Here is a 23,523-nt window from a genome sequence, read left to right as displayed (position 1 = left end):
ACGGACTGAACGCAAGCAAAAAGAGTAGTTTTCACGCCTTTAGGTAGTTTTACCTACCCCCGGTGACGCCGATGGTCACCGGGGATTAACCGCTGCCGCCGAAGTTGCACCCGAGTGCAAGGGGGCTGGAGTAGCGGCTGTGAACAACTTCATTGAATTCGACAGCATCGAATCTCAGCGGAAGGTCGGCGGCAACCTGGTCCTGGCCTGTATCGCCGCCCTGGCGCTGATCACGCCGGCCGCGGCCCTGCTGGCCGGCAACAAGCCTTTCCTGCTGGCCGCCGGTTCGATCGTGCTGGCCGCGATCGCCTGGGGCGGTTTCGCCATCTGGCGCGACAACGCCGCCCAGCGCATCTCCACCGCCGTGACCCTGATGGGCCAGGTCAGCCTGTTCATCGCCGCCTTCTCGGGCCACCCGCTGCAGGCCGAGGCCCGCATGGCCTATCTGGCCGCCCTGTCGCTGCTGGTGGCCTATGGCGACTGGCGCGCCGTGGCCGTGGGCGCCGCGGCGATCATCGGCATCGACGTCACCGCCGCCTTCCTGGCCCCCACCCTGCTGATGACCGGCGAGGTCACCCTGCTGCGCCTGGCGTTCCAGGCTGGCGTCACCGCCGCCACCGCCTGGTCGTTGATCTGGCTGACCGCCAGCGTCTCGCGCCTGTTCGTCACCGTCACCGCCCGCACCGATCGGGCCCTGGACGCCGCCCGCCGCGCCGACCTGGCCCATGCCGACGCCGACGCCCAGCGCGCCGCCCGCGACGCCTCCAACGCCGAGCAGGCCAGACAGAAGGCCGCCCTGGAAGCCGAGCAGACCGACGTCGTCGACCAGCTGGCCCAGGCCCTCATCTACCTGTCGCGCGGCGACCTGACCTGGCGTCTGGAGCAGCCCTTCGCCGGCCGCTACGAGTCGCTGCGCGCCGACTTCAACAACGCCCTGGCCAAGCTGCAGGAAGCCATGCGCGAGATCGCCGGCAACGCCTCGACCATGACCGCCGGCGTCGCCGACATGTCGCGCGCCTCGGACGAGCTGGCCCGCCGCACCGAGCATCAGGCCGCCAGCCTGGTCGAGATCGCCGCCACTCTGGACGAGATCACCGCCACGGTTCAGAGCACCGCCGACAGCGCCAGCCAGGCCAACGCCGCCGCCGCCGCCGCCCACCACGAGGCCGAGCGTTCGGACCCCGTGGTCAGCGAGGCCGTCGAGGCCATGACCCTGATCGAGACCTCGTCGGGCCAGATCGGCCAGATCATCGGGGTGATCGACGAGATCGCCTTCCAGACCAACCTCCTGGCCCTGAACGCCGGCGTCGAAGCCGCCCGCGCGGGCGAGGCCGGCCGCGGCTTCGCCGTCGTGGCCCAAGAAGTCCGGGCCCTGGCCCAGCGCTCGGCCGACGCCGCCCGCGAGATCAAGGAGCTGATCAGCGTCTCGGGTCAGCAGGTCAGCGCCGGCGTCGAGCGCGTGGGCCGCACCCGCGAGGCCCTGGCCCGCATCGTCGCCCGCGTCATCGAGATCGACACCCAGGTAAAGGCCATCGCCGCCTCGGCCCGCGAGCAGGCCACCGGCCTGGGCGAGGTCAACGCCACCATGAGCCAGCTGGATCAGGTCGTGCAGCAGAACGCGGCCATGGTCGAAGAGACCACCGCTGCGGCGCATGCGCTGAGTTCGGAATCGCAGGAACTGGCCGACCGCGTCGACATGTTCGACATCGGCCAGAAGAAGAGCCGCGGGCGGAAGGCGGCTTAGGCTATTCCGTATTCCCGGCGAAAGCCGGGACCCAGATGGAAGAGCGCTGAAGCGGTCTCTAGGACGCCAGCGCCAATCCAATCAGCACCAGCGCCTTGAGATCTGGGCCCCGGCTTTCGCCGGGGAAACGGCGTTAGGATCAGTCCAGCGCGCCGATGTACGGCAGGCCGCGGCTCTTGCCTTCGTCGTCCAGGCCGTAGCCGACCAGGTACCGCGCGGGGGCTTCCCAAGCCACGAAGTCGGGCTCCATGCCGCGCGAGGACGGCCAGGGCTTGCGGGCGAAGACGGCGGTCAGCACTTCGCTGGCGCCGGCGTCCTTGACCAGGCGGGCGGCTTCGGAAAGCGACAGGCCGGTGTCGAAGACGTCGTCAACGACCAGGGCGCGGCGACCGACCAGCGGGCGCTGCAGGTCGGCGCGGACTTCGCAGCGACCGGTGCTCTTGCGTTCGTCGTGGTAGGAGGCCAGCCACAGGGCGTCGAACCGCACGTCGCGGCCGGCCTTGTAGAGGGCGCGGGTCAGGTCGGCGGCGAACCACAGACCGCCCGTCAGCAGGCAGATGACGACGGTGTCGTTGTCGATGCGCGGCGCGATGTCCTCGGCCAGCTTCTGGACCCGTTCGGCGATCTCGGCTTCCGAGATCAGGACTTCGGGTTGCTTGGTGTCATTCATGATGCGCCGGTTCGTGAGCAGCGGAAGGGGGAGTTTCCCCCCCGCTCTCATGTCCCGGGGTCTCATGTCCAGCCGCTTCTGTCCCGGCCGTGTCCGGAGACGGCGGCGCGGCGGGCGCATCCTGAGCGCCGCGCAGAGCCATTTCGGGCGCCGCGCCGTGCTCGCCCTCACCGTCATGCGAGGTCTTCAGGGCCGTTTTCACGGCCTTGGCCGCGCCCGGTTCGGTGGCGAAACCGATCTGCAGGTCGATGGCGGTGCGGGGCGGATCCAGGAAGGTGATCGAGAAGTGGCGGATCTGGCCCGGCGGGATCTTGGCGTCGGCGGCCGCGGCCAGCTGGCCGGCCACGCGCTTGTTTTCCTTGCTCATCAGCTCGACCCGCAGCGGCGGCGACGCCACTTCGTGTTCGGTGATGTTGCGGATCGTGCCGGTGATGGTCACGGCGGCATGGCCGTCGCGCATCGAGGGCTGGGCCTTGATGCTGTCGCGGTCGATGACTAGGCCCACGGTGTTCACCGGCAGGCCGACGGCGGCATAGGCGCCAGCCGAACCGGGCATGATGCGCACCACGTCGATGCGGAAGATCAGGGCGCCGATCACCATCACCGCCATGGCCGCGGCCATGCCGGCCCAGATGACGCCAGTGGCGGTGGCGGCCCGCAGGCGACGCTCGGCGTCGGCGCGGGCGCGGAAGACCTTGGGCAGTTCCTCGCCGGGCAGGGCGCTGACCGGCGGCTCGTCGCCCTCGGCCTCGGGGTTCGCGTCATTGAGGGCGGCCGGCGGGATCTGGTCGGCGCTCGCCAACTGGCTGGCCAGGGTCGGGGCTTCGGGCTCGTCGAAAAGGTCGTCAGCGGCCTCTTCGTTGCGGGCCGTCCAACGGTTCCCGCACGAGGCGCAACGCACGACGCGGCCTTCCGCGCCGACCTTGGAGTCGTCGACGAAATAGCGGCTGGCGCACTCCGGACAGGTCAGTATCATGGCCGCGAATCGAACGCTCCCCACACACCTAAGGTGGGTCGCTGATTTTAACCCTGATGTCCAGAAACCCAAGTGACGCGCTTTGCGGATCGACACACAACAGGGCGATGACGTCCTACCGGTGGTCCGCTTCGACGGCGTCTCCATGCGGTACGGCCGAGCGCCGGAAACCCTAAGAGACATAAGCTTTTCCCTGGACCAGGGCTCGTTTCACTTCCTCACCGGAGCCTCCGGCGCGGGCAAGAGTTCCCTGCTCAAGCTGATCTATCTGGCGCACCGTGCGTCACGGGGTCGCGTCGAGCTTTTTGGGCGTGATGTCAGCCTGACCCACAGCTCGGACCTGCCATTCCTGCGCCGCCGGATCGGGGTGGTGTTCCAGGAATTCCGGCTGCTGGAGCACCTGTCGGTGTTCGACAACGCCGCCCTGCCCCTGCGCATCCTAAAGCGTAAGCCCGCCACCTATCGCGACGACGTCGCCGAGCTTCTGAGCTGGGTCGGCCTGGGCGACCGCATGCACGCCCTGCCCGCCACCCTGTCCGGCGGCGAGAAGCAGCGGCTGTCGATCGCCCGCGCCGTGGTCGACCGTCCCGATATTCTGCTGGCCGACGAGCCGACCGGCAACGTCGATCCGGCCATGTCGCTGCGCCTGCTGCGGCTGTTCGTCGAGCTGAACCGCCTGGGCACCACGGTGCTGATCGCCACCCACGACGCCGAGCTGGTCTCGCGCGCCGCGCAGCCGACCCTGCACCTGGAGCAAGGCCGCCTGGTCAGCGGGGGCGGGCTGCGATGAGCGAGCTCTTCCAGATCAGCCGCTGGAAGCCCGGCCCGCTGCTGCCTCCGCGCGACGCCCGCGATGGGGCGCTGGTGTTCGTGGTCGCCGTGCTGTGCTTCCTGGCCTGCTTGACGGGCTTTGCCGCCCTGGCCGCCAACCGCGCCGCCCACGGCTGGACCGCCCAGCTGACCGGCTCGGCCACCGTCGTGGTCCGCGCCCGCGCCGGCGAGACCCCCGACAGCGCCGCCGCTCGCGCCGCCGAGACCCTGTCGGGCGTGCGCGGCGTGGTCGAGGCCCAGGCCCTGACGCGCGAGAAGGCCGAGGCCCTGCTGGAGCCGTGGATCGGCAAAGACGCCCTGGTCGACGACCTGCCCACCCCGCGCCTGGTGACCCTGGACCTGGATCCCAAGGGCCCGCCGACGGCCGAGACCTTGGACAAGGCCCTGAAGTCGGCCGGGGTCGACGCCACGGTGGACGACCACAGCCGCTGGATCGCCGACATCGAGCGCGCGGCCAACCTGGCGCGGCTGGCCGCCCTGGGCGTCTTCGCCCTGATCGCCGCCGCCGCCGCCGCCGTCATCGCCTTCGCCACCCGCGCGGGCCTGGCCGCCCGCCGCGACGTGATCGAGGTGCTGCACTTCTCCGGCGCCGAGCAGGGCTTCATCACCGAGCTGTTCCAGAACCGCTTTGCCACCATGGGCGCGCTGGCCGGCTTGCTGGGCGGCGCAAGCGCGGCCATGATCGGCGCGGCCGTGCGGTACTTCGGCGGCGGCGCGGGGGTTGCGCCGGTGCTGCCGCTGGCCTGGATCGATCTCGCCGCCGCCCTGCCCTGTCCGCTGGTCGCGGCCCTGATCGCCGGCCTGTCGGCCCGCCTGGCGGCGTCGCGCATCGTGGGGGAGATGCCTTGAAGACCCAAGCATCATGAAAACGCTAGCGGCGCTGCTGATCGCGCTGATGATCTGGGGCGTGGGCCTCCTGGCCTTCACCGGCCGCGTGGACCATTCCACGCCCGCCCGTGAACCGCCCACCGCCGACGGGGTCGTCGCCCTGACCGGAGCCTCGAACCTGCGCCTAGAGGCCGCGACAAAGCTGCTGGAAGAGGGCAAGGGCAAGCGCCTGCTGATCTCCGGCGTCAACCGCGAGGCCACCCGCGCCGACGTCCAGACCGTGACCAAGGCGGTCAAGCCGATCTACGACTGCTGCGTGGACCTGGGGTTCGCCGCCGCCAACACGGTGGGCAACGCGATCGAGACGGCTGAATGGGCCAAGTCCAAGGGCTACAAGAGCCTGATCGTGGTCACGGCCGACTACCACATGCCGCGCTCGATGCTGGAGCTGTCGGCCGCCATGCCCGGCGTGGCGCTGTATCCCTACCCCATCGAGACCGAGAGCCTGGCCGCCCGTCGCTGGTGGAAGACCAGCGCCAGCGCCCGGCGGATGATCGTGGAATATTGCAAGTACCTGGCGATCCTGGGCCGTGAAGCGTTCCTAGGACTCGGCCCGAAGGATAAGCCCGCCGAGCCGGCGGCGAAGGAAGCGTCTTGATCTACCTGCGTTCGATCCTGTTCCAGCTGTTCTTCTGGGTGTGGTCCGTCGCCTGGGCCGTCGGCATGATCGCCGCCTTCCCGCTGCCGCGCCGGGTCAACACCTGGTGCCTGAAGACCTGGTCGAGCGGCATCATCGTCGCGCTGAACCTGATCGCCGGCGTCAAGGTCGAGGTGCGCGGGCAACGCCCCACCGGTCCGGCCCTGGTTGCGGCCAAGCACCAGTCGATGTTCGATGTGTTCAGCCAGTTCGCCCTGCTGCCCGACGCCTGCTTCGTGATGAAGAAGGAACTCTTGATGGTGCCGCTGTTCGGCTGGCACGGCTTGAAAGCGGGCATGATCGTGGTCGACCGCGACGGCCACTCCACCGCTCTGAAGAAGCTGGTCCGCGACGCCGTCGACCGCATGCAGAAGACCCGCCAGATCGTGATCTTCCCCGAAGGCACGCGCGGCGCGGTCGGCGAGCCCGGCGACTACAAGCCCGGCATCGCGGCGCTGTACCGCGAACTGAACATGCCGGTCACGCCGCTGGCCCTGAACTGCGGCAGCCACTGGGACAAGAGCTTCCTGCGCAAGCCCGGCACGATCGTCTTCGAATATCTGGAGCCCATCCCCGCCGGCCTGAAGCGCGGCGAGTTCATGCGCGAGCTGCAGACCCGCATCGACACGGCGACCAAGGCGCTGGAGGACGAGGGTCTCTAGACCGTCGCCTCGCGCGCTTCGACCATCTTCAGCAGGCGCTCCATGGCGATGTCGCGCACGCCGTCCTCGCGCAGGTGCGAAACCAGGTCGCTGAGATAGTCGACATTGCGTCCCGACAGCCCGGTCGCGCCGGCGATCAGCTCGGCCTGCTGCTCCAGCGTCAGGGCGCCGGCCCACTGCTGGTGCTTCATGTCTGACAGGAAGACCAGGGCGGGCGCCTTCTCTCCTCCGTCGATCTTCACGTCGCGCCAGGTCTCGAAATAGGTTTCGGTCGGTTGCTCGCGCTCGCGCAGATAAGCGTAGACGTCCTCCCACTCGGCCTCGGCCACACGATAGGCCATGCCACGCACCGCGCCGCCGGGCGCCAGGCCCAGCACCAGCCCAGGCCGCTCGTAGGTGCCGCGATGATGGACCGAATAGATGCAGAAGGCCCGCCGCCGGCCGTGGAGCACAGCCGTTCTTCGGTCTATGAACGGGAACCCGGGCCGCCACATAAGCGATCCGTATCCGAACACCCAGCGATCACCGCCGCCTTCAAAGCTCATCACTGTTCCCGACTGGACGCGCCCACTTCATGACCCATAACGACGCCGCCCCGTCTCGCAAAGCCCGCCGCAGTCGCCTGTTCGCACCTTTCATCCTCGCCGCCCTCGTCGCAGGCGGCTGGAGCTATGGCTGGTTCTGGCTGCGCGGCCAGGCCGAGCAGCGCATGGACGCCCAGTCGGCCGACCTGAAGTCGCGCGGCTATGACCTGTCCTGGGGCGGCCGGACCTTCTCGGGCTTTCCGTTCCGCATGAACCTCGATTTAACCGACGTCCGCGTCGCCGAGCCCACCGGCTGGGCCGTCCGCGCGCCGCAGCTGAAGGGCGAGGCCGAGATCTTCGACCTGACCCACTGGGTGCTGGTCGCCCCGCAGGGCGTGGTCCTGACCCGCCCCGAAGCCGGCGACGTCACCATCACGGGCCAGGCGCTGCGGGCCAGCATCTCGCACATCAAGGAATATCCGCCGCGCATGTCGGTCGAGGGCGTGAAGCTGATCTTCACCCCGGCCCCGGGCTCCAAGCCGTTCCAGCTGGTCTCGGCCGACAACATGCAGCTGCACGTGCGCGGCGGTCCTGACGACCAGGGCGCGATCTTCTTCAAGGCCGGCGGCGCCAAGACCGCGTTCACCGGCCTCTTGGGCCGCATCGCCCAGGACAAGACCGCCTCGATGCTGCTGGAAACCCGCCTGTCGCACGTCTCGCAGCTGCGCGGCCGCAACTGGGAAGCCGCGGTGAAGCAATGGAGCGCCGCCGGCGGCCAGATCACCTTCCAGCAGAGCCAGCTGCTGGCCGGCGACGCCGAGGGCAAGGCCGAGTCCGGCGTGCTGTCGGTCGACTCCCAAGGCCGCCTGACGGGCGCGCTCGAGGTGGCGATCAAGGAACGGGTCCGCCCTGGCCAGCCGATCCGCAACGCCCAGCAGGCCCTGGCCGCCGCCGCCCAGGCCGTGGGCCAGGAGCCGGTGATCGAGGCCAGCCTGAAGTTCGAGAACGGCCGCAGCTTTCTGGGCATGATCGACACCGGCCCCGCCCCGACCGTCTATTGACCAACCAAGGGTCGCCGGACGCGCAATTTTCTTCCCCGGAACGGCGAGGTATTGCGTGTTCGGCGGCAAAGACTATGGTCCGGCCTCCAATTTCGGGGAAGAACATGGGCAGCGACGCGACGGACGCCACACCGTCTCTCGAAGAGGTCCGATGGCGGCTCGACGCCATCGACGGTGAACTGCTGAAGCTGCTGGACGAGCGCGCCAGCCTGGCCGGCGCGGTCGCCGCCGCCAAGCGCGCCTCGGGCGACACCGGCTTTGGCCTGCGCCCCGGCCGCGAGGCCCAGATCGTCCGCAAGCTGCTGGAGAGCCCACGCAAGGGCGCCTCCAACGCCCTGGTCATCCGCATCTGGCGCGAGATCATGGCCGACAACCTGGCGCGCCAGGGTCCCTATCAGATCGCCGTCTGCGGCGGCCGCGAACCGGCTCGCACCGTGGAACTGACCCGCCTGCGCTTCGGCACTGCCCCGCGCCTGTCGCTGGTTCAGACCCCGCAGGAAGCCCTGGCCGTGGCCCGCGCGCCGTGGGGCGTGGCCGTGCTGCCCCTGGCGTCCGAGACCCCGTGGTGGGGCCGCCTGCTGGCCGAGCCCAAGCTGAAGGTCTTCGCCGCCCTGCCCTGCCTGTCGACCTGGGGCTCGCAGGCCGCCCTGGCCGTGGCCGAGGTCGAGGTCGAGCCCACCGGCGGCGACCAGACCTTCTGGGTCACCGACTCGGCCAAGAGCGCTTCGGCCATCACCGACGCCCTCAGCCAGGACGGCGTCGCCGCCGAACTGATCGCCGAGGCCGGCGGGCTGAAGCTGTTCTCGCTGTCGGGCTTCTTCATGGCCGACGACGAGCGCCTGGCCCGCGCCCCGGGCCAGCTGACCGGCGTCATCGGGGCTGCGCCCGAACAGTTCGACGTGTAAGAGACGCCCGACTTAAAACTTGAGTAGTCCGATGACCGATCGCTTCGCCGCGCCCCGTCCTGTCCCCAAGCCCGGCATCATGGACATCCACGCCTATGTGGGCGGCAAGGCCAAGGTCGAGGGCGTCGCCCATCCGGTGAAGCTGTCCAGCAACGAGAACGTCCTGGGCAGCAGCGACAAAGCCAAGCAGGCGTATCGCGACGCCGTCGATCGGATGCACATCTATCCGGACGGCAAGGCCGGCATCCTGCGCGCCGCCGTGGCCGAGCGCTTCAAGCTGGAGCCCGAGCGCCTGACCTTCGGCGACGGCAGCGACGAGATCTTCGCCCTGCTGTGCCAGGTCTATCTCGAGCCGGGCGACAACATCGTCCAGGGTGAGCACGGCTTCGCCGCCTACGCCATCGGAGCCCGCGCCTGCCAGGGCGAGGTCCGCATGGCCAAGGAGATCAACCACCGCATCGACATCGATGAAGTGGTCAAGTGCGTCGACGAGCGCACGCGGCTGGTGTTCATCGCCAACCCCGCCAACCCGACCGGCACCTGGCTGTCGGGCGAGGAGATCCGCAGCCTCCACGCGGCCCTGCCGCCCTCGGTGATCCTGGTGCTGGACGGCGCCTATGCCGAGTTCTGCAGCGATCCCGGCTTCGAGGACGGCCTGGCCCTGGCCCGCACCGCCGAGAACGTCATCGTCACCCGCACCTTCTCCAAACTGCACGGGCTTGCCGCCCTGCGCGTGGGCTGGGGTTACGCCCCCGACCACATCATCGCGCCGATCGAGCGCATTCGCCCGCCGTTCAACACCTCGATCCCCGGCCAGGAAGCCGCCGTCGCGGCCCTGTTCGACGACGACTTCCAGGCCCGCTCGCTGGCCCTGGTCGAGCAATGGCGTCCGTGGTTGGCCCAGCAGCTGGGCGGCCTGGGCCTGGAGGTGACGCCGTCGGCGGCCAACTTCGTGCTGGCGACCTTCCCGACTACGCCCGGCAAGACCGCCCTGGAGGCCGAGGCCTTCCTCGCATCAAAGGGCTATCTGGTGCGAGCCGTAGCCAACTACGGCCTGCCCAACGGCATCCGCATCACCATTGGGCTTGAAGAGCAGAACCGCGCGGTGATCGAGCTGCTGCGTGAGTTCATGAGCCGCTAGATGTCCAATCCCGGCATCCTCTACCCCAAGCTCACCGTCGTCGGCTTCGGCCTGATCGGCGGCTCGGTCCTTCGCGCGGCGCGCCAGCACGGCGTCGTCGGCGAGGTCACGATCGCCGACGCCAGTGAGGCCCATCGCGCCCGCGCGCTGGAACTGGGCGTCGCCGAGCACGTCACCGGCGATCTCGCCGAGGCCGTGCGCGACGCCGACCTGGTGGTCATCGCCACGCCGGTTCTCTCGATTCCCGGCCTGGTCGCCGAAATCGTCCCGGCCATGAAGCCCGGCGCCACCCTGACCGACGTCGGCTCGACCAAGGCCAATGTCGCCGAGGCCTTCCGCGCCCAGGACATCTCGAAGATCTTCGCCATCCCTGGCCACCCGATCGCCGGCACCGAGCAGTCGGGCCCCGACGCCGGCTTCGCCGAGCTGTTCGAGAACCGCTGGACGATCCTCACCCCCCTGACCAGCGACGACGAGCACTACGCCGCCGCCGTCGCCAAGCTCTCGGCCTTCTGGCGCGCCTTCGGGGCCCAGGTCGAGCTGATGGAGGAAAAGCACCACGACCTGGTGCTGGCCGTCGTCAGCCACCTGCCCCACCTGATCGCCTACACGATCGTCGGCAGCGCGGCCGACCTGGAGAACGTCACAGAGAACGAGGTCATCAAGTACTCGGCCTCGGGCTTCCGCGACTTCACCCGCATCGCCGCCAGCGACCCGACCATGTGGCGCGACATCTTCGTGGCCAACAAGGATGCGGTGCTGGAGATGCTGGGCCGCTTCACCGAGGACCTGCAGGCCATGAGCCGGGCGATCCGCTGGGGCGACGCCGACACCCTGCACGCCCACTTCACCCGCACCCGCGCCATCCGCCGCGGCATCGTCGCGGCGGGCCAGGAAAGCGCCCTGCCGAACTTCGGGCGCGATCGCGGCAAGAGCTGAGGCGCCCGTGCAGCGGGCTCGAAGGACGCACGAGCGCCTGTGCCCCGCCAGCCACATTCGCTCAACTTCCGCGACACCTCACGGAAAGCCGCTGGCGGCCGAACACAGAACGCTGTAATCGGCCGCCTCCCGAAGGATGAGGACCATGGCGCACAAAGCCCTGACCAATTTGCCCGCTTACGTCACCGTCGACCGTCAGGTCGAGGGCATGACGCTGCGCGCGTTGGAGGGGATCACGGTCTAGGGTTCGACTGAACTCGGGAAGTCCGAAAAAGCCCCTCCTGGCCGTGAGCCGGAGGGGTTTTTCGTTTGTGCGGAAACACTTGCCGGCCCTGACGCCAGGAGGGGGAGCAAGAGGAGAGAAGCCCATGGGAGGCTTCACACACATCGAAAGCGGGGGCGCGCCGATCAAGGCGTGGACCCAAGGGGTTCCGATCGAGGACTCCGCCCTGAAGCAGCTGCGCAACGTCGCCAGCCTGCCGTTCATCCACAAGCACGTGGCGGTGATGCCGGACGTGCACTGGGGGATGGGCGCGACCGTGGGCTCGGTGATCCCGACCTACAAGGCGATCATCCCGGCCGCCGTGGGCGTCGACATCGGCTGCGGCATGATGGCGGTCCGCACCTCGATCCGGGCCGAGCACCTGCCCGACAACCTGTTCGGCATCCGCTCGGACATCGAGGCGGCGGTGCCGCACGGCCGGACCGACAACGGCGGGCGCAACGACAAGGGCGCCTGGCAGGTCGAGCCGCCGGCCATCGCGGCCGAGAAGTGGGCGGGGCTGAAGGACGGCTACGACGACATCGTCGCGCGTAGCCCGAAGGCGGCCCACCCGCGCGGCTACGGCCACCTGGGCACGCTGGGCACCGGCAACCACTTCGTCGAGCTGTGCCTGGACGAGGCGGGCGACGTCTGGGTGATGCTGCACTCGGGCTCGCGGGGCGTCGGTAACCGGTTCGGGACCTACTTCATCGAACGGGCCAAGCACGAGATGCGCCGGTGGTTCATCAACCTGCCGGACGAGGACCTGGCCTACTTCGCGGAAGGCAGCGAGGGCTTCAACGACTACGTCCGGGCCGTGGCCTGGGCGCAGAAGTACGCCCTGGCCAACCGTGAAGTGATGATGGATCAGGTGCTGGGCGTGCTGAAGCGGACGTTCCCGGATCTGGCCGTGACCGAGCATGCGGTGAACTGCCACCACAACTACGTGTCGCGGGAAAAACACTTCGGCAAGGACGTCTACCTGACCCGGAAGGGCGCGGTGTCGGCCAAGGACGGAGAGCTGGGCATCATCCCGGGCTCGATGGGCGCCAAGTCGTTCATCGTGCGCGGCAAGGGCAACCCGGACTCGTTCTGCACGTGCTCGCACGGCGCCGGACGGGCGATGAGCCGTAACGAAGCCAAGCGCCGCTTCACCCTCGCCGACCATGTCGCGGCCACCGCCGGCGTCGAGTGCCGTAAGGACGCCGACGTGATCGACGAAACGCCGATGGCCTACAAGGACATCGACGCGGTGATGACCGCCCAGAGCGATCTGGTCGACATCGTGCACACGCTGCGGCAGGTCGTTTGCGTGAAGGGCTAGCGGACGCCGTCCGGTCGCAAGACCGGGCGGCGTTTCGCGTTGCGCCCCTGCCCCACGCCGCCGCAATCGCGCAATACGGCGGCAACATTGAGGGTCGATGAGGCGGCAAGGGACATCATCCCCTGAGAGGAACACTTCATGCGACGCACTCTGCTCGTTGCACTCGGCGCCGCGGGCGTCCTGACCGCCGGCGCGGCCGTCGCCCAGGAAGGGCCGCCGCCTGGACCACCTCGCCGGATGCCGGCGCCGGAAGAGGTCTTCAAGTCCTGGGACACCAATGCCGACGGCGTGGTCGACAAGGCCGAGTGGGTCGCCGCCAAGCGTCCCGAGGACCGCTTCGCGATGATCGACGCCGACAAGGACGGCAAGATCACCCTGGACGAGCTGAAGACCGCCTTCGAGACCATGCGCCAGCGCCGGATGCGCCAGGGCGGCGAAGGTCCGCCCCCGCCGCCGGAAGGCGGTCCGCCGCCCGAGATGAACTGAGATACGCGACGCCGCCCGGTCCTCCGGGCGGCGTTTCGCTGTCAGCGTTGGGCCAGCAGGGTCGCCACCCAGGCCGGACGCCGCAGCCAGCCGGTCGCAGTCGCCGTCATGGACGGGGGTCGGGGCGACACGAAGATCCAGCGATAGCCGATGCCCGGCACGGTCTCGATGAAGCGCGGGGCCTGCACGTCGTCGGCCAACGCCCGCCGCAGCGCCTCGACGCACAGGCTGAGCGCCTGGCCCGAGCCGTCACCGGCGCCCCACACCATCTCCACCAGATGCGCGCTGGACACGGTCAGGCCCGGCCGATCGGCCAGAGCCATCAGCAGGTCGAAGGCGCGCGGCTCCAGGACGCTGGTCCCGTGCGGGGCCCGGACACGGCGGGCGCCGATCTCGACGATGACGTCGCCGAACGCCATGCGGTGCGGGACGGCCGGAGCCGGATCGAAGCTACGAGGGGTTTCGGTCAGGATTGGCACGCGACGCTCGACTCCATGCTCGCCCCCGCGACCGCCGGCATGGAGACGGCAAGTTGCGGCGTGAATTTGTCCGAGCCCGCCGTTTCGGTCCGCGTTCCCGCTAGAGCTTCAACGCCTCACGCAGGAAAGCGTCGGCCTTGTCCAACATTTGAGCACGCGCCTGGCTGTCATCCAGCTGGTGGTCCAGGCCGGGATAGACGACAAGCTCGGACTGGCGGCCCGCCGCCTTCAGCCGCGCCTGCATCAGGCGGGACTCGGCGACGCCGACATTCATGTCTTGGTCGCCGTGGAACATCAGCACCGGGGCCTTGATCAGGGCGGCGTTCTGGGCGGGCGAGCCCTCCTTCACGTGCGGTCCACGGCCGACATAGCTGTCGACGATCTTGAAGTTGGTGAACGCCCGCGCCTCTTCGCGCAGCGCCTCAAGATCGGTGACGGGAGCGATGGCGACCACCGCCTTGAAGAGGTCGGCGTCCAGCACCGACGACTGCAGGGCCGCGTAGCCGCCGTAGGACCAGCCCACGATCGCCAGCTTGCCCGGCGCGGCGATGCCTTGCGACGACAGCCAGCGGCCGGCGTCGACCACGTCGCCGATGGCCGTGCGCCACGACTGGAAGCCATTCTTCTGGAACCAGGCCTCGCCATAGCCGGCCGACCCGCGGAAGTTGGGCTGCAGCACCGCGAAGCCGCGCTGGGCGAAATACTGGGCCAACCAGTCGAAGCCCCATTCGTCGCGGCTTTCCGGACCGCCGTGCGGCATGACGATGGCCGGGATGTACTTGCCGTCCGAGCCCGGCGGCAGGGTGAGATAGGCCGGGATGTCGGTCCCGTCGGCGGCCTTGTACGAGACCGGCTTGACCGGCGAGAGCTTGTAGCCCGTCAGTTCGGGACGGCCCGGCGTCACCTCGGCCAGGCGCTTGGCGGTCTTGTCGTAGAGATAGTAGCGCCCCGGCTCGACATCGGCGCCGGCCCACAGCAGCAGGCGCGATCCGTCCTGACTGGCGTCGACGAAGCGGATCATCGGCTGGTTCAGCGCCTTGGACAGCGCCGCGGCCGTGGCCTTCAGCGCCGGATCGAAGAACTCGACCTGGCGGCGCTCGGTGGCGTAGCTGGCGCCGACCACGCGATGCTGGCGGCCCACGCGGATCAGGCGGTCGACATCGACGGCGTCGTGGGCCAGCAGCACCTCGCGCTTGCCCGAGCCGTCCAGCGCCATGCGCACGGCCACGCGGCGCCCGTCCATCCATTCGAAGCCGTAGGCCGCGTTCAGCCCCTGGTCGACGTCGGTGGGAAAGAAGCCGGTGTGGGCGTCGCCGTCATAGCTGGACAGCGGCGCCCAGGCCCCGCCGCCGACGGGCTTGTAGAAGTAGTTGATCCGGTTGGTGTCGTAGCCGGTGTTGGTCTTGGGCCGTTGGCCGTAGATCCGCACCACGCCGTGCTGGTCAGAGATGTAGCGCACGACGTCGCCGCGCGGCGGCTCGACCTGGGTGCGCTGGACAGTGTTGGTGTCGATCTTCTCGATCGCCAGGCCCCGGCGCTGGTTGGCCAGCAGGGTGCCGGTGGTGGCCTCCTCGCGATAGTGGCGGGTCATCAGAACCGCGCCGCCGCCCGGCTCGTCGACCAGCCAGTCGATCACGTCGCCGCCGAACTGTTGGTACTCGACCACCACGTTGTTCGAGTTGGCGCTGAGCTCCCTGACGTTGCTGCCGTCCGCGTTCAGCGCCACCACGCGGGTGAACACCAGCTTCCGGGCGTCCTGCAAGGTGACCATGTAGATGTCGCAGACCAGGCGGGTGTTCGACACCCAACCGCAGCCGGTCAGACGGTCGGGCCGGCCGGTCGCGCTGAGGATCGGCTTGGGCTGGCTGGAGCCGTCCGTCGGCGCCACGACCAGGGCCGAGGCCTGGCCGTTCGCCAGCGGCTGGATCATGGCGATCGACTTGCCGTCCGGCGACAGGCTGGCGTCCAGCACCACCTCACGCGCGCCGAAAGCCTTGGCGGCGGGGTTCTCGGCCGCCTGCGCCGCACCGGCGAACGCGAGGACGGCCAGCCCCGAAACGGCCGAGCGATAGAACTGCATCATCTGAAACGACTTTAAGCTGAAGCCCCCGAAACAGGCCCACTAGAGGTCAAGCCGCGGCGGGAAATCAAGTCTCGCCATCACCGCTTGAGTACGCGCACGAGGCGGGCTAAACGGAGCGTCCTCTGGCGGGCGTAGTTCAGAGGTAGAACGTCAGCTTCCCAAGCTGAATGTCGGGGGTTCGATTCCCCCCGCCCGCTCCAAGGCTCCCTCCCCTTCGTTGACGGATCCCGCCTTCGGGCGCACGATCGCCTCAAACAGACGTTTGGGGAGAGAAACGCCATGGCCGACGGCGACCATCATCCGCGCGCCCAATTCCATGCCATGACCGATGGCACACCCGAGGACTGGGGCATCATCGCCGGCGCCTCGGTGGAGTTCGGGCGCGAGCTGCCCACCCGCCTGATCGCGCACCTGAACCTGCTGAAGGGCGACTGCGGCGGCTTCGCCATCGACCGGCTGGAGCACAGCCTGCAGACCGCGACCCGCGCCCATCAGGCCGGCGAGGACGAGGAATATGTCGTCTGCGCCCTGCTGCACGACATCGGCGACATTCTGGGTCCGCGCAATCACGCCGACATCGCCGCGGCGATCCTGCAGCCCTTCGTGTCGGAGCGAAACCACTGGATGGTGGCCCACCACGCCATCTTCCAGGGGTACTACTTCTTCCACCACCTGGGCCTGGACCGCGACATGCGCGACCAGTTCCGGGGCCATCCAGACTTCGAGCACACCGCCAAGTTCTGCCACCAGTACGACCAGGAAGCCTTCGACCCGAAGTTCCAGTCCATGCCGCTGGAGGCCTTCGAGCCGATGCTGCAGCGGGTGATGAGCACGCCCAAGCGGTCGATCTATCTGCGGGCGGCGGCGGAGTAACCCCTACTCCACCTTCTCCGTCTTGATCCCCAGCTTCGCCAGCTGGGCCTGGACGCTGTCGGGGCCCACCAGGTGACCCGAGCCGACGGCGACGAAGCTGACGCCAGAGCCGGCCAGCTTGGTCTTCAGTTGCCGGGCCCAGTCCTCGTTGCGCTTGACGATCAGCAGGTCGTAGAGCTGGGGATATTCCCCCTTCATCTCGGTGACGAATTCGCTCTCCAGGCGCGGCACGTCGCCGGCGGCCCAGGCGGCGACCAGGCTGTCGATCTTGGCCAGGCCCTCCTCGGCGTCCTCCAGGGTCGAGGCCAGGAAGTCGTCCTCGGTCTTGGCCGGCAGGTCGGCGAAGAAGCGCACCTGCTGCTCGGGGGTCTCCAGGCCAGCCTGGGCCTTGCCGCCCTCGCGGGCCATGGCCAGCAGCACCTGCTCGACGCCGGCCTTGGGGTCGTAGCCGGCCTTGATCATCGGGGCCATCGACAGCGACACCGCCGCCATCCAGGGGCGCATGATCTCCAGCATTTCCGGCGGCATGCCCGCGCTCTTGGCCAGTTCGCTGGCGCGCTGGAAGCGTTCGGGGCCGATGCGGGCCGACAGTTTCTGGCCGGGGCTGAGGCCGTACTTGATGACCAGCGGCTGCATCACGGCCGGGTCGTCGCCGCCGATGATCTCCAGCGTCAGGTCACCGCTGTCCTTCATGGCCTTGTCGATCAACGGCGAGCGCCATTGCACGTCGGGCTTGAGGGCGTGGATCGTGCCGAACAGATAGATCGTCGAGTCCGCGTCCTTGATCGCCCACATCGCCGGCTCGGCCAGGGCCGCGCCCGGAATGGCCAGGACCGAAACCAGGGCGACCGCGAGATGGCGCGCCGACCGACAAAGCTTGCTGAGCATGGAGCCCCCGTTACTGAAGACCCCATGCTTGAAGCGCGCCGCCGCCAGACGCAAGGCTAGGCTCAGCGCAGGAAAGCCTCGACCGCCGCAGCGAAGGCCTGGGGCTGGTCCAGCATGATGAAGTGGCGCGCGTCGTCGATCCGCTTCAGGGTCACGCCCGGCAGGGTCGCATAGGCATTGCCGTACAGGCCGTCGACCATGGCGGGCGTCGCGCCCGTGGTCGGGTCCATCGGATACAGCACCGTCACCTGCGTCTTCATCGGCGGCAGGCCCGGGCGGGCGTCGGTGGTCATCAGGTCGTACATTGCGCGGGCCACGGCCCCACGGTCCGAAGTCTTAGACCATTCCAGCGCCGCCTTCAGCCCGTCCGGCGACTTGACCATGCGCGGCAGGGTCAGGGTCTGCTGACCTTCGAAGGTGGCCGCGTCCATGCCGGCGATAGCGTCACGCATGGCGGCCGCCTGCGGGCGCACGGCCTCGACCGTGGCGGTCGGCGACATCAGGGTGGCGAAGAACGGCAGGCTGTCGACGATCAGCAGGCGGCCGACATCCTGCGGATGACGCTGAGCCAGCAGCAGGCCGGTGAAGCCGCCCAGCGAATGGCCGATCACCGCCGGAGACTTCAGCTTGGCCGACTTGATGTAGTCGTCGATCGCCTCGACCAGCGGCTCGACCACCGGTCCCTCGGCATTGCCGGCCACCGGCGCGCCGGCGAAGCCCGCCACCTGCACCACGTGGACGCGGTGCGAGGCCGACAGTTGCTTGACCGTGGCGTCCCAGACCGCGCCCGAAGACGCCAGACCCGGGATCAGCACCACGTCGGGCCCCTGCCCCGTGACGGTGACACTCATCCGCTCGGCGGCCTTGGCGCCGCTGAACATGCCCAGCGCGGTGAGCATGGCGATCAGAATGGCGAACAGGTGGATGTTGCGAAGCTTTCGCATGGAGGTCTCCAGATAACAGGCGTGCGGAAGGGTTCGGCGCAGCGCGCCGAGCGGCAGGGATTTCGGTCGGGTGGAGAGGCCTTACGCCTCGTCCTGGAAGATCGCTTCGATCGGCTGCTCGAACAGCCGGGCGATCTTGAAGGCCAGCGGCAGGCTGGGGTCGTACTTGCCCGTCTCCAGGGCGTTGATCGTCTGGCGCGAGACCTGGAGCTTGTCGGCCAGATCCGCCTGGCTCCAGTCACGCTCGGCGCGCAGCACCTTCAGGCGGTTTTTCACCGGTAGCGCCTCCGGATGAATCCCTGGCTGATCCCCCAGGCGGCGCAGAACAGCGGGAAGGTCAGGAACATCGGTGGCGTCGGCAGGACGCCGGCGTTGCTCAGGAAGCCCCAGACGGTCGAGACGCCCAATACGACGCCAAGCCCCCACAGCATCGCCTCAACATGGATGGCGCGCTCAAGCTCATCGCTCTCTTCCTTGAGGTACAGGCCCATGATGACCAGCACCCACAGGATGGGCGCGGCCGGCGCAGCCGCGACCAGCCACAGCAGCGCCCCACTCAGCCCGCCCGCCTTCAGTAGCCAGATGGACCCCATGAGCACGATGAAATAGGTCAGCATCGCCATGGCCAGTCGTCGGCGATAGCGGACCATCGCCGGCCCGTTCGGTTGGCAATCGCTCATCTTGGCGCTGCCAAAATAGGTGAAGGCCAGAAAGCCGACGGCCCAGACAAAGATCGCGACCAACGAGGCCACGCCATGGAACGGCTTCAAAATCGCCATCGCCGAAAGCGCGGCCATGAAGGCCAGGATCCCCAGCGCGAACAGCAACCGTCTCAGCGGCAAGGACATCGCATCCGTCATGACAAGCTCCCCTCTCAATTTGACAAGCCAACTTGTCATCTCAGAGCGCAATCATGTCAAGCACCTTTGTCTTTTTGTAGAGTAAGCTTGCCTCTAGGCGGCTTGCCGGAAGGGATCGGCCGTCGGCGTGTCGGCGGTCAGGCCGCGCCAGTGCACGGCCTCCTGGCGCTTAAAGGCCAGGGCGCGGCCCAGCACGCCGGGACGTGGGCGGCTGGCCACTTCCCAGCCATAGCGCGAGAAGCGATCGCCGAAGTCGGACCAGCGGATCACGCGGCCTTGAGCGTCCTGACGCCAGACGGCCTTGTCGCAGCCGGGAATGCGCGCGCAACGCTCCCAGGCCTCGACGCGGCCTTGGAGGATCAGGAACGGATCATGTGCGATGCGGGCCAAGAGGGCCTCCATGAACTTATCCAACCGGTGTCCCGGGGGCTGGCGACTCAGTCGCTCGCTTGTCGCGGGAACGGGACTAGAATTTGTGGAAAGGCTCAACCTGTCCACCAGATGTAGTGCGGCGCGTTGCCGCGCGACACGTCATTGGATCCTCCGAACCGCGTAGCCACGGGCCTTCATCAGGGCCGGAAGCCCTTGATTTCCCGCCATGTGCAGGGCCCCGACCACAACTAATTGAGCCCCCGAACCTTGGCGCATCTCGGCGTCCAGACGGTCGGCCCAGGCCAGGTTGCGCCGGTGCAGCAGCGCCTCGTAGAGCGCCGGCCGGCCCACCTTCATCGGCCCGACCAGGCGCGAGCCCAGGGCGTCCATGTCGCCCTTCAGCCAGGCGCGCTCCAAGGCCACGCCGTGGCGCGGCGGGGTCAGCTGCTCGCGGGCGACATCGTCCAGGTAGTCGAGCTCGGCCTGCTCGGGCAGGTCGGCGAAGATGCGCAGTTGCTGCTCGATGGTCTCGAACGTGTCGATCGGCTTTTCAGCGACGCGGGCCCGCTGGGTAGTCGCCGCGTCGACGCCGCTGGCGACGGCGCCGCCGTCCTTCACCATGGGCGCGACGGACAGCATCATCGCCGCCGCCCAGGGCCGCAGGCGCTCGACGCGCTCCAGCGGCACGCCGCCCCGGTCCAGCACCGGCCGCAGGGTGGCCAGGGCCGTGGGCGAGAGTTTTTGGGTGAGAGAGCGCTCGGGATCGACGCCGTACTGGTCGACAAGGGACTGGATGCGCTCCGGCGGCACGTCGATGCGGGTCTCGAACCAGACCTTGTCGGCGGCGGCATAGGCGCGGTCGAAGGCGGCCGTGCGCCAGCGCACGTCCGGACGCAGCACGTGCATCGAGCCGAATAGATAGACGACGGAGTCCTTGTCGCGGACTTCCCACATCGCCGGGGCCGCGCTGGCCACGCCGGCTCCGACCATCCAGACGAGGCCAGCCGCGAGCAATCCTCGCGGCAGACGCCTCACTACGCCACGCAACATGTCTCAAGAGCCCGACTAGAACAGGCCCTCAGATAAGCGCGAGTCTGCTGAACGCGGCCCTAAGCGCGGCCGCGACCTAACGCCTCAGCTAGCTCCAGGCCTTGAAATGCTTGGACAATTTCAACCCCTGGCGTTGGTAGTGCGACCCACCTTCGCCATAGAGTCGCGCGGGGCGCGAAGTCAGGGGCTCATACACCAGACGCGCCACGGTCTGACCGTCTTCCAGGAGGAACGGCGTCTCGTGGCTGCGGACTTCCAGCACGCCCTTGGAGCCGACGGCGGCGGCCTCTTCCGTGCCGAAGCCGGGGTCGAAGAAGCCGGCATAGTGGACGCGGAACTCGCCGACCGACGGATCGATCGGGGTCATTTCAGCCGCTTCCAGCACCGGGATCTCGATGTCTTCCTTCGAGGCCAGGATGTAGAACTCGCCCGGATCCAGCAGCAGCTCGCCGTGGCGGGCCTCCAGCGGCTCCCAGTAGTCGCGCGGGTCGTGGCCGTCCTCGTGGTCCAGGTCGACGACGCCGGCGTGGCGGCGGCCACGGAAGCCGACGATGCCGGTGTCCGACAGCAGGTCGACGCCGACGCTGCGGGTGGCCAGCTTGGCCGGCTCGCCGCGCTTGAGGCGCAGCTGGTTCAGGCGCGTGCCGGCGCGGACCAGCACCGAGAAGGTCTGCGGCGCGATCTCGATATAGAGCGGGCCGGTATAGCCGGCGTCCACGTCGTCGAAGGCGCGGCTATGGTCGGTCAGCAGGCGCACGAAAACGTCGACCCGGCCGGTCGAGCTCTTGGGATTGCCGCGCGCCGACACCGTCATCGGCAGGGTCAGGCGCTCCTGGATCTCGGCGATGTAGACGCAGCCCTTCTCCAGCACCGCGCCCTTGGTCAGGTCCAGCTCGTGCATCGCCACGTCCTTCAGGCGCTCGGACACCTTGCGATGCAGGCCCGGCAGGAAGGAGGCGCGGATGCGCCAGACGCGCGCGCCCAGGCGCAGGTCCAGGCTGGCCGGCTGCACCTGATCGACGTCGAACGGCGTGGCCGAAACGATCGCTTCTTGAGCGATCAGATCTTCGATGTTCTGGCAGGGCAGAATCCCTGCGGCGTGGGCGTCGGTCATCGGCGCGACACTCGCGAAACCGAGCCGCAAACGCAAGGTAAGACCTCCGCAAGCTCGCCTGTGACAATGTGATTTTCGCGCGTGACAATTCTCCGGTCGCGGATGGGGTGATGGCGCTTGACCAAGACCCCCTCGCCGCTCCTTATGCCGGCTCTTTTACGCGTAGGGAGGGTTAGGCCCGTGGCCGAGGATCCTAAAGACTGGGACGTCGCGACGAAGCTCATTCGTGGGGGCATCGCGCGCTCGCAGTTCATGGAGACCGCCGAGGCGCTCTACCTGACGCAAGGCTTCACCTATGACAGCGCCGAGGGCGCCGACCGCCGCTTCGCCGGCGACGAGCCGGGCTTCGTCTATTCGCGGTTCAACAACCCGACCGTGAAGATGTTCGAGGACCGCCTGGCTTTGCTGGAAGGCGCGGAAGTCTGCCGCGCCCAGGCCACCGGCATGGCCTCGGTCCATGCCGCACTGATCGGCCTGGTGAAGGCCGGCGACCACGTCGTGGCGGGCCGCGCCCTGTTCGGGTCGTGCCGCTGGATCGTCGCCGAGCTGCTGCCGCGCTTCGGGGTCGAGACCACCTTCGTCGACGCCACCAACCTGGCCGAATGGGAAGCGGCGATCCGCCCGGGCACCAAGGCGGTGCTGATCGAGACGCCTTCGAACCCCGTCCTGGAGATCACCGACATCGCCGCGGTGGCCGAGCTGGCCCATGCGGTCGGCGCCAAGGTCGTGGTCGACAACGTCTTCGCCACCCCGATCTTCCAGCAGCCGCTGAAGCTGGGCGCCGACGTCGTCGTCTATTCGGCCACCAAGCACATCGACGGCCAGGGCCGCGTGCTGGGCGGGGCCATCCTGACCAGCGAGGCGATCAACGAAGAGTTCTACCGCGACTACGTGCGCCACACCGGCCCGGCCCTGTCGCCGTTCAACGCCTGGGTGATGCTGAAGGGCCTCGAGACCCTGGACCTGCGCGTGCGCCGCCAGAGCGACACCGCCGCCGCGCTGGCCGACGTCATGGCCGAGCACAAGAAGGTGCAGCAGGTCCTCTACCCGTTCCGCAAGGACCACCCGGGCTACGAGATCGCCAAGAAGCAGATGAGCGGCGGCGGCACCGTCATCGCCATGGACCTGGGCTCGCGCGAAGCGGCCTTCAAGTTCCTGAATGCGCTGGAGATCGTCGACATCTCCAACAATCTGGGCGACGCCAAGTCCATGGCCACCCACCCGCCGACCACCACGCACCGCTCGGTGCCGGAGGAAGAACGTCCGTCGCTGGGCGTGACCGAAGGCGGCGTGCGTCTGTCGGTGGGCCTGGAAAGCGTCGAAGACCTCAAGCGGGATGTGATCCGTGCGCTCGATCAGGCGTGAAACCTCTCCGCCGATGCAGCGGATGCGTCGTCGTCGCGGCCAGGACGGCTCGGCCTATGAAGCGCGCACGCGCGACATCGTCGTGCGCGTCTTCCCGGTCTATGCGGCCGAGGAGTCCTCGCCGGACCAGGGCCTGTATCTCTGGTCCTACACGGTCGAGATCGAGAACCACGGCGTCGAGACCGTGACCCTGATATCGCGCCGCTGGAGCATCACAGACGGCTTCAACCGCGTGAACGACGTGGAAGGCAGCGGCGTGGTCGGCGAGCAACCGGAACTGAAGCCCCGCGAGGCCTTCCGCTACGTCTCCAACTGCCCCCTCCCCACCCCCTCGGGCGCGATGAAGGGCAGCTATTCGATGATCAACGCCGAGGGCGAGGTCTTCGACATCGAGATCCCCGAGTTCTCGCTGCATCTGCCGGGCGCGGCGCTGAAGCTGAACTAG

General features: G+C 68.5%; 26 protein-coding genes and 1 tRNA gene. 15 read left to right on the top strand and 12 right to left on the bottom strand.

The features are described from left to right. Positions 1-139 precede the first annotated feature (139 nt). Positions 140-1,744, top strand: a complete 1,605-nt coding sequence (locus ABDW31_RS08415) for a methyl-accepting chemotaxis protein (protein ID WP_184718236.1) — start codon at positions 140-142, stop codon at positions 1,742-1,744. A 139-nt stretch (positions 1,745-1,883) separates the two neighbouring features. On the opposite strand, the gene ABDW31_RS08410 is transcribed toward ABDW31_RS08415, so the two are convergent. Further along, positions 1,884-2,465, bottom strand: a complete 582-nt coding sequence (locus tag ABDW31_RS08410) for a phosphoribosyltransferase (RefSeq protein WP_184718234.1) — start codon at positions 2,463-2,465, stop codon at positions 1,884-1,886. After that, positions 2,407-3,414 (bottom strand): MJ0042-type zinc finger domain-containing protein, encoded by a 1,008-nt coding sequence (locus tag ABDW31_RS08405; RefSeq protein ID WP_184718232.1) that lies wholly within the window; start codon positions 3,412-3,414, stop codon positions 2,407-2,409. The genes ABDW31_RS08410 and ABDW31_RS08405 overlap by 59 nt, the downstream gene beginning before the upstream one ends. 58 nt (positions 3,415-3,472) lie before the next feature. Here ABDW31_RS08405 and ftsE point away from each other — a divergent pair, with 58 nt between their 5' ends. From ftsE to ABDW31_RS08385, 4 genes are read left to right on the top strand one after another with little or no spacing between them, the layout of a single operon-like run. After that, positions 3,473-4,180 carry a cell division ATP-binding protein FtsE gene (ftsE, locus tag ABDW31_RS08400; protein WP_184718230.1) on the top strand — a complete coding sequence of 236 codons (708 nt, stop codon included), beginning with the start codon at positions 3,473-3,475 and terminating at the stop codon, positions 4,178-4,180. Then, positions 4,177-5,070, top strand: a complete 894-nt coding sequence (locus ABDW31_RS08395; protein ID WP_184718228.1) for an ABC transporter permease — start codon at positions 4,177-4,179, stop codon at positions 5,068-5,070. The genes ftsE and ABDW31_RS08395 overlap by 4 nt, the downstream gene beginning before the upstream one ends. A 13-nt stretch (positions 5,071-5,083) precedes the next feature. Then, positions 5,084-5,707, top strand: coding sequence for a YdcF family protein (locus ABDW31_RS08390; protein ID WP_184718226.1), 624 nt, complete (start codon positions 5,084-5,086; stop codon positions 5,705-5,707). After that, positions 5,704-6,408 carry a lysophospholipid acyltransferase family protein gene (locus tag ABDW31_RS08385; protein ID WP_184718224.1) on the top strand — a complete coding sequence of 235 codons (705 nt, stop codon included), beginning with the start codon at positions 5,704-5,706 and terminating at the stop codon, positions 6,406-6,408. The genes ABDW31_RS08390 and ABDW31_RS08385 overlap by 4 nt, the downstream gene beginning before the upstream one ends. On the opposite strand, the gene ABDW31_RS08380 is transcribed toward ABDW31_RS08385, so the two are convergent. After that, positions 6,405-6,953, bottom strand: a complete 549-nt coding sequence (locus ABDW31_RS08380; protein WP_184718222.1) for a gamma-glutamylcyclotransferase — start codon at positions 6,951-6,953, stop codon at positions 6,405-6,407. The genes ABDW31_RS08385 and ABDW31_RS08380 overlap by 4 nt on opposite strands. Positions 6,954-6,982: 29 nt before the next feature. Here ABDW31_RS08380 and ABDW31_RS08375 point away from each other — a divergent pair, with 29 nt between their 5' ends. The 6 genes from ABDW31_RS08375 to ABDW31_RS08350 all read left to right on the top strand — a co-directional run bounded on the left by ABDW31_RS08375 (position 6,983) and on the right by ABDW31_RS08350 (position 13,050). After that, positions 6,983-7,993, top strand: coding sequence for a DUF2125 domain-containing protein (locus tag ABDW31_RS08375; protein WP_184718220.1), 1,011 nt, complete (start codon positions 6,983-6,985; stop codon positions 7,991-7,993). A 104-nt stretch (positions 7,994-8,097) separates the two neighbouring features. After that, positions 8,098-8,898 carry a chorismate mutase gene (locus ABDW31_RS08370; RefSeq protein ID WP_184718218.1) on the top strand — a complete coding sequence of 267 codons (801 nt, stop codon included), beginning with the start codon at positions 8,098-8,100 and terminating at the stop codon, positions 8,896-8,898. A gap of 19 nt (positions 8,899-8,917) precedes the next feature. Then, positions 8,918-10,039, top strand: a complete 1,122-nt coding sequence (gene hisC / locus ABDW31_RS08365; protein ID WP_184718216.1) for a histidinol-phosphate transaminase — start codon at positions 8,918-8,920, stop codon at positions 10,037-10,039. Next, entirely contained in the window at positions 10,040-10,978 is a 939-nt protein-coding gene (locus ABDW31_RS08360) for a prephenate/arogenate dehydrogenase family protein (RefSeq protein ID WP_184718214.1), read from the top strand. Positions 10,979-11,346: 368 nt separating this feature from the next. Further along, the gene (locus ABDW31_RS08355; RefSeq protein ID WP_184718212.1) at positions 11,347-12,564 is read left to right on the top strand and encodes an RtcB family protein; all 1,218 of its coding nucleotides are present in this window, start codon (positions 11,347-11,349) and stop codon (positions 12,562-12,564) included. A gap of 138 nt (positions 12,565-12,702) precedes the next feature. Next, positions 12,703-13,050, top strand: a complete 348-nt coding sequence (locus ABDW31_RS08350) for an EF-hand domain-containing protein (RefSeq protein ID WP_184718210.1) — start codon at positions 12,703-12,705, stop codon at positions 13,048-13,050. A 41-nt stretch (positions 13,051-13,091) separates the two neighbouring features. Here ABDW31_RS08350 and ABDW31_RS08345 read toward each other — a convergent pair whose 3' ends face one another. Together ABDW31_RS08345 and ABDW31_RS08340 are read right to left on the bottom strand one after the other, a co-directional pair. Continuing rightward, on the bottom strand, positions 13,092-13,529 hold the full coding sequence (locus ABDW31_RS08345; RefSeq protein WP_184718208.1) for a winged helix-turn-helix domain-containing protein: 438 nt from the start codon (positions 13,527-13,529) through the stop codon (positions 13,092-13,094). 100 nt (positions 13,530-13,629) lie between these two features. Further along, the gene (locus ABDW31_RS08340; RefSeq protein ID WP_184718206.1) at positions 13,630-15,612 is read right to left on the bottom strand and encodes a S9 family peptidase; all 1,983 of its coding nucleotides are present in this window, start codon (positions 15,610-15,612) and stop codon (positions 13,630-13,632) included. 125 nt (positions 15,613-15,737) lie between these two features. Here ABDW31_RS08340 and ABDW31_RS08335 point away from each other — a divergent pair. Further along, a tRNA-Gly gene (locus ABDW31_RS08335) sits at positions 15,738-15,812 on the top strand. A 79-nt stretch (positions 15,813-15,891) separates the two neighbouring features. After that, positions 15,892-16,485, top strand: coding sequence for an HD domain-containing protein (locus ABDW31_RS08330; protein ID WP_184718204.1), 594 nt, complete (start codon positions 15,892-15,894; stop codon positions 16,483-16,485). A gap of 3 nt (positions 16,486-16,488) precedes the next feature. Here the strand turns inward: ABDW31_RS08330 and ABDW31_RS08325 are convergent, their stop codons facing one another. The 7 genes from ABDW31_RS08325 to ABDW31_RS08295 all read right to left on the bottom strand — a co-directional run bounded on the left by ABDW31_RS08325 (position 16,489) and on the right by ABDW31_RS08295 (position 21,713). Beyond that, the gene (locus ABDW31_RS08325; RefSeq protein ID WP_184718202.1) at positions 16,489-17,373 is read right to left on the bottom strand and encodes a TraB/GumN family protein; all 885 of its coding nucleotides are present in this window, start codon (positions 17,371-17,373) and stop codon (positions 16,489-16,491) included. A gap of 62 nt (positions 17,374-17,435) precedes the next feature. Further along, the gene (locus tag ABDW31_RS08320) at positions 17,436-18,317 is read right to left on the bottom strand and encodes an alpha/beta hydrolase (protein ID WP_184718200.1); all 882 of its coding nucleotides are present in this window, start codon (positions 18,315-18,317) and stop codon (positions 17,436-17,438) included. An 81-nt stretch (positions 18,318-18,398) separates the two neighbouring features. Continuing rightward, positions 18,399-18,593: a helix-turn-helix transcriptional regulator gene (locus ABDW31_RS08315; protein WP_184718198.1), complete on the bottom strand. Its 195-nt coding sequence runs from the start codon at positions 18,591-18,593 to the stop codon at positions 18,399-18,401. Beyond that, positions 18,590-19,165 (bottom strand): hypothetical protein, encoded by a 576-nt coding sequence (locus tag ABDW31_RS08310; RefSeq protein WP_343698468.1) that lies wholly within the window; start codon positions 19,163-19,165, stop codon positions 18,590-18,592. The genes ABDW31_RS08315 and ABDW31_RS08310 overlap by 4 nt, the downstream gene beginning before the upstream one ends. A 105-nt stretch (positions 19,166-19,270) precedes the next feature. Next, a complete protein-coding gene (locus tag ABDW31_RS08305) occupies positions 19,271-19,567 on the bottom strand; it encodes a hypothetical protein (protein ID WP_184718195.1) in 297 nt (98 codons plus the stop codon). 141 nt (positions 19,568-19,708) lie between these two features. After that, on the bottom strand, positions 19,709-20,524 hold the full coding sequence (locus ABDW31_RS08300) for a TraB/GumN family protein (protein ID WP_343698467.1): 816 nt from the start codon (positions 20,522-20,524) through the stop codon (positions 19,709-19,711). A gap of 163 nt (positions 20,525-20,687) precedes the next feature. After that, positions 20,688-21,713 carry a 2'-deoxycytidine 5'-triphosphate deaminase gene (locus tag ABDW31_RS08295; RefSeq protein ID WP_184718192.1) on the bottom strand — a complete coding sequence of 342 codons (1,026 nt, stop codon included), beginning with the start codon at positions 21,711-21,713 and terminating at the stop codon, positions 20,688-20,690. Between the two features lie 180 nt (positions 21,714-21,893). On the opposite strand from ABDW31_RS08295, the gene metZ reads away from it, so the two are divergent. Further along, positions 21,894-23,078, top strand: coding sequence for an O-succinylhomoserine sulfhydrylase (gene metZ, locus ABDW31_RS08290; RefSeq protein ID WP_184718190.1), 1,185 nt, complete (start codon positions 21,894-21,896; stop codon positions 23,076-23,078). Then, a complete protein-coding gene (apaG, locus tag ABDW31_RS08285) occupies positions 23,059-23,523 on the top strand; it encodes a Co2+/Mg2+ efflux protein ApaG (protein ID WP_184718188.1) in 465 nt (154 codons plus the stop codon). The genes metZ and apaG overlap by 20 nt, the downstream gene beginning before the upstream one ends.

Origin of the sequence: Caulobacter sp., from assembly GCF_039596335.1 — a bacterium.
Classification (GTDB): Bacteria; Pseudomonadota; Alphaproteobacteria; order Caulobacterales; family Caulobacteraceae; genus Caulobacter.
This window is presented reverse-complemented; position numbering and strand designations above follow the sequence as displayed.

What these genes read in the sequence shown, in the direction of transcription:
- ABDW31_RS08375 (WP_184718220.1), top strand. Translation starts at nt 6,983, where the DNA reads ATGACCCATAACGACGCCGCCCCGTCTCGCAAAGCCCGCCGCAGTCGC.
- ABDW31_RS08380 (WP_184718222.1), bottom strand. Translation starts at nt 6,953, where the DNA reads ATGAGCTTTGAAGGCGGCGGTGATCGCTGGGTGTTCGGATACGGATCG.
- ABDW31_RS08370 (WP_184718218.1), top strand. Translation starts at nt 8,098, where the DNA reads ATGGGCAGCGACGCGACGGACGCCACACCGTCTCTCGAAGAGGTCCGA.
- ABDW31_RS08340 (WP_184718206.1), bottom strand. Translation starts at nt 15,612, where the DNA reads ATGATGCAGTTCTATCGCTCGGCCGTTTCGGGGCTGGCCGTCCTCGCG.
- ABDW31_RS08330 (WP_184718204.1), top strand. Translation starts at nt 15,892, where the DNA reads ATGGCCGACGGCGACCATCATCCGCGCGCCCAATTCCATGCCATGACC.
- ABDW31_RS08320 (WP_184718200.1), bottom strand. Translation starts at nt 18,317, where the DNA reads ATGCGAAAGCTTCGCAACATCCACCTGTTCGCCATTCTGATCGCCATG.
- ABDW31_RS08360 (WP_184718214.1), top strand. Translation starts at nt 10,040, where the DNA reads ATGTCCAATCCCGGCATCCTCTACCCCAAGCTCACCGTCGTCGGCTTC.
- ABDW31_RS08390 (WP_184718226.1), top strand. Translation starts at nt 5,084, where the DNA reads ATGAAAACGCTAGCGGCGCTGCTGATCGCGCTGATGATCTGGGGCGTG.
- ABDW31_RS08350 (WP_184718210.1), top strand. Translation starts at nt 12,703, where the DNA reads ATGCGACGCACTCTGCTCGTTGCACTCGGCGCCGCGGGCGTCCTGACC.
- ABDW31_RS08295 (WP_184718192.1), bottom strand. Translation starts at nt 21,713, where the DNA reads ATGACCGACGCCCACGCCGCAGGGATTCTGCCCTGCCAGAACATCGAA.
- ABDW31_RS08395 (WP_184718228.1), top strand. Translation starts at nt 4,177, where the DNA reads ATGAGCGAGCTCTTCCAGATCAGCCGCTGGAAGCCCGGCCCGCTGCTG.
- ABDW31_RS08355 (WP_184718212.1), top strand. Translation starts at nt 11,347, where the DNA reads ATGGGAGGCTTCACACACATCGAAAGCGGGGGCGCGCCGATCAAGGCG.
- ABDW31_RS08410 (WP_184718234.1), bottom strand. Translation starts at nt 2,465, where the DNA reads ATGAGAGCGGGGGGGAAACTCCCCCTTCCGCTGCTCACGAACCGGCGC.
- ABDW31_RS08325 (WP_184718202.1), bottom strand. Translation starts at nt 17,373, where the DNA reads ATGCTCAGCAAGCTTTGTCGGTCGGCGCGCCATCTCGCGGTCGCCCTG.
- ABDW31_RS08310 (WP_343698468.1), bottom strand. Translation starts at nt 19,165, where the DNA reads ATGTCCTTGCCGCTGAGACGGTTGCTGTTCGCGCTGGGGATCCTGGCC.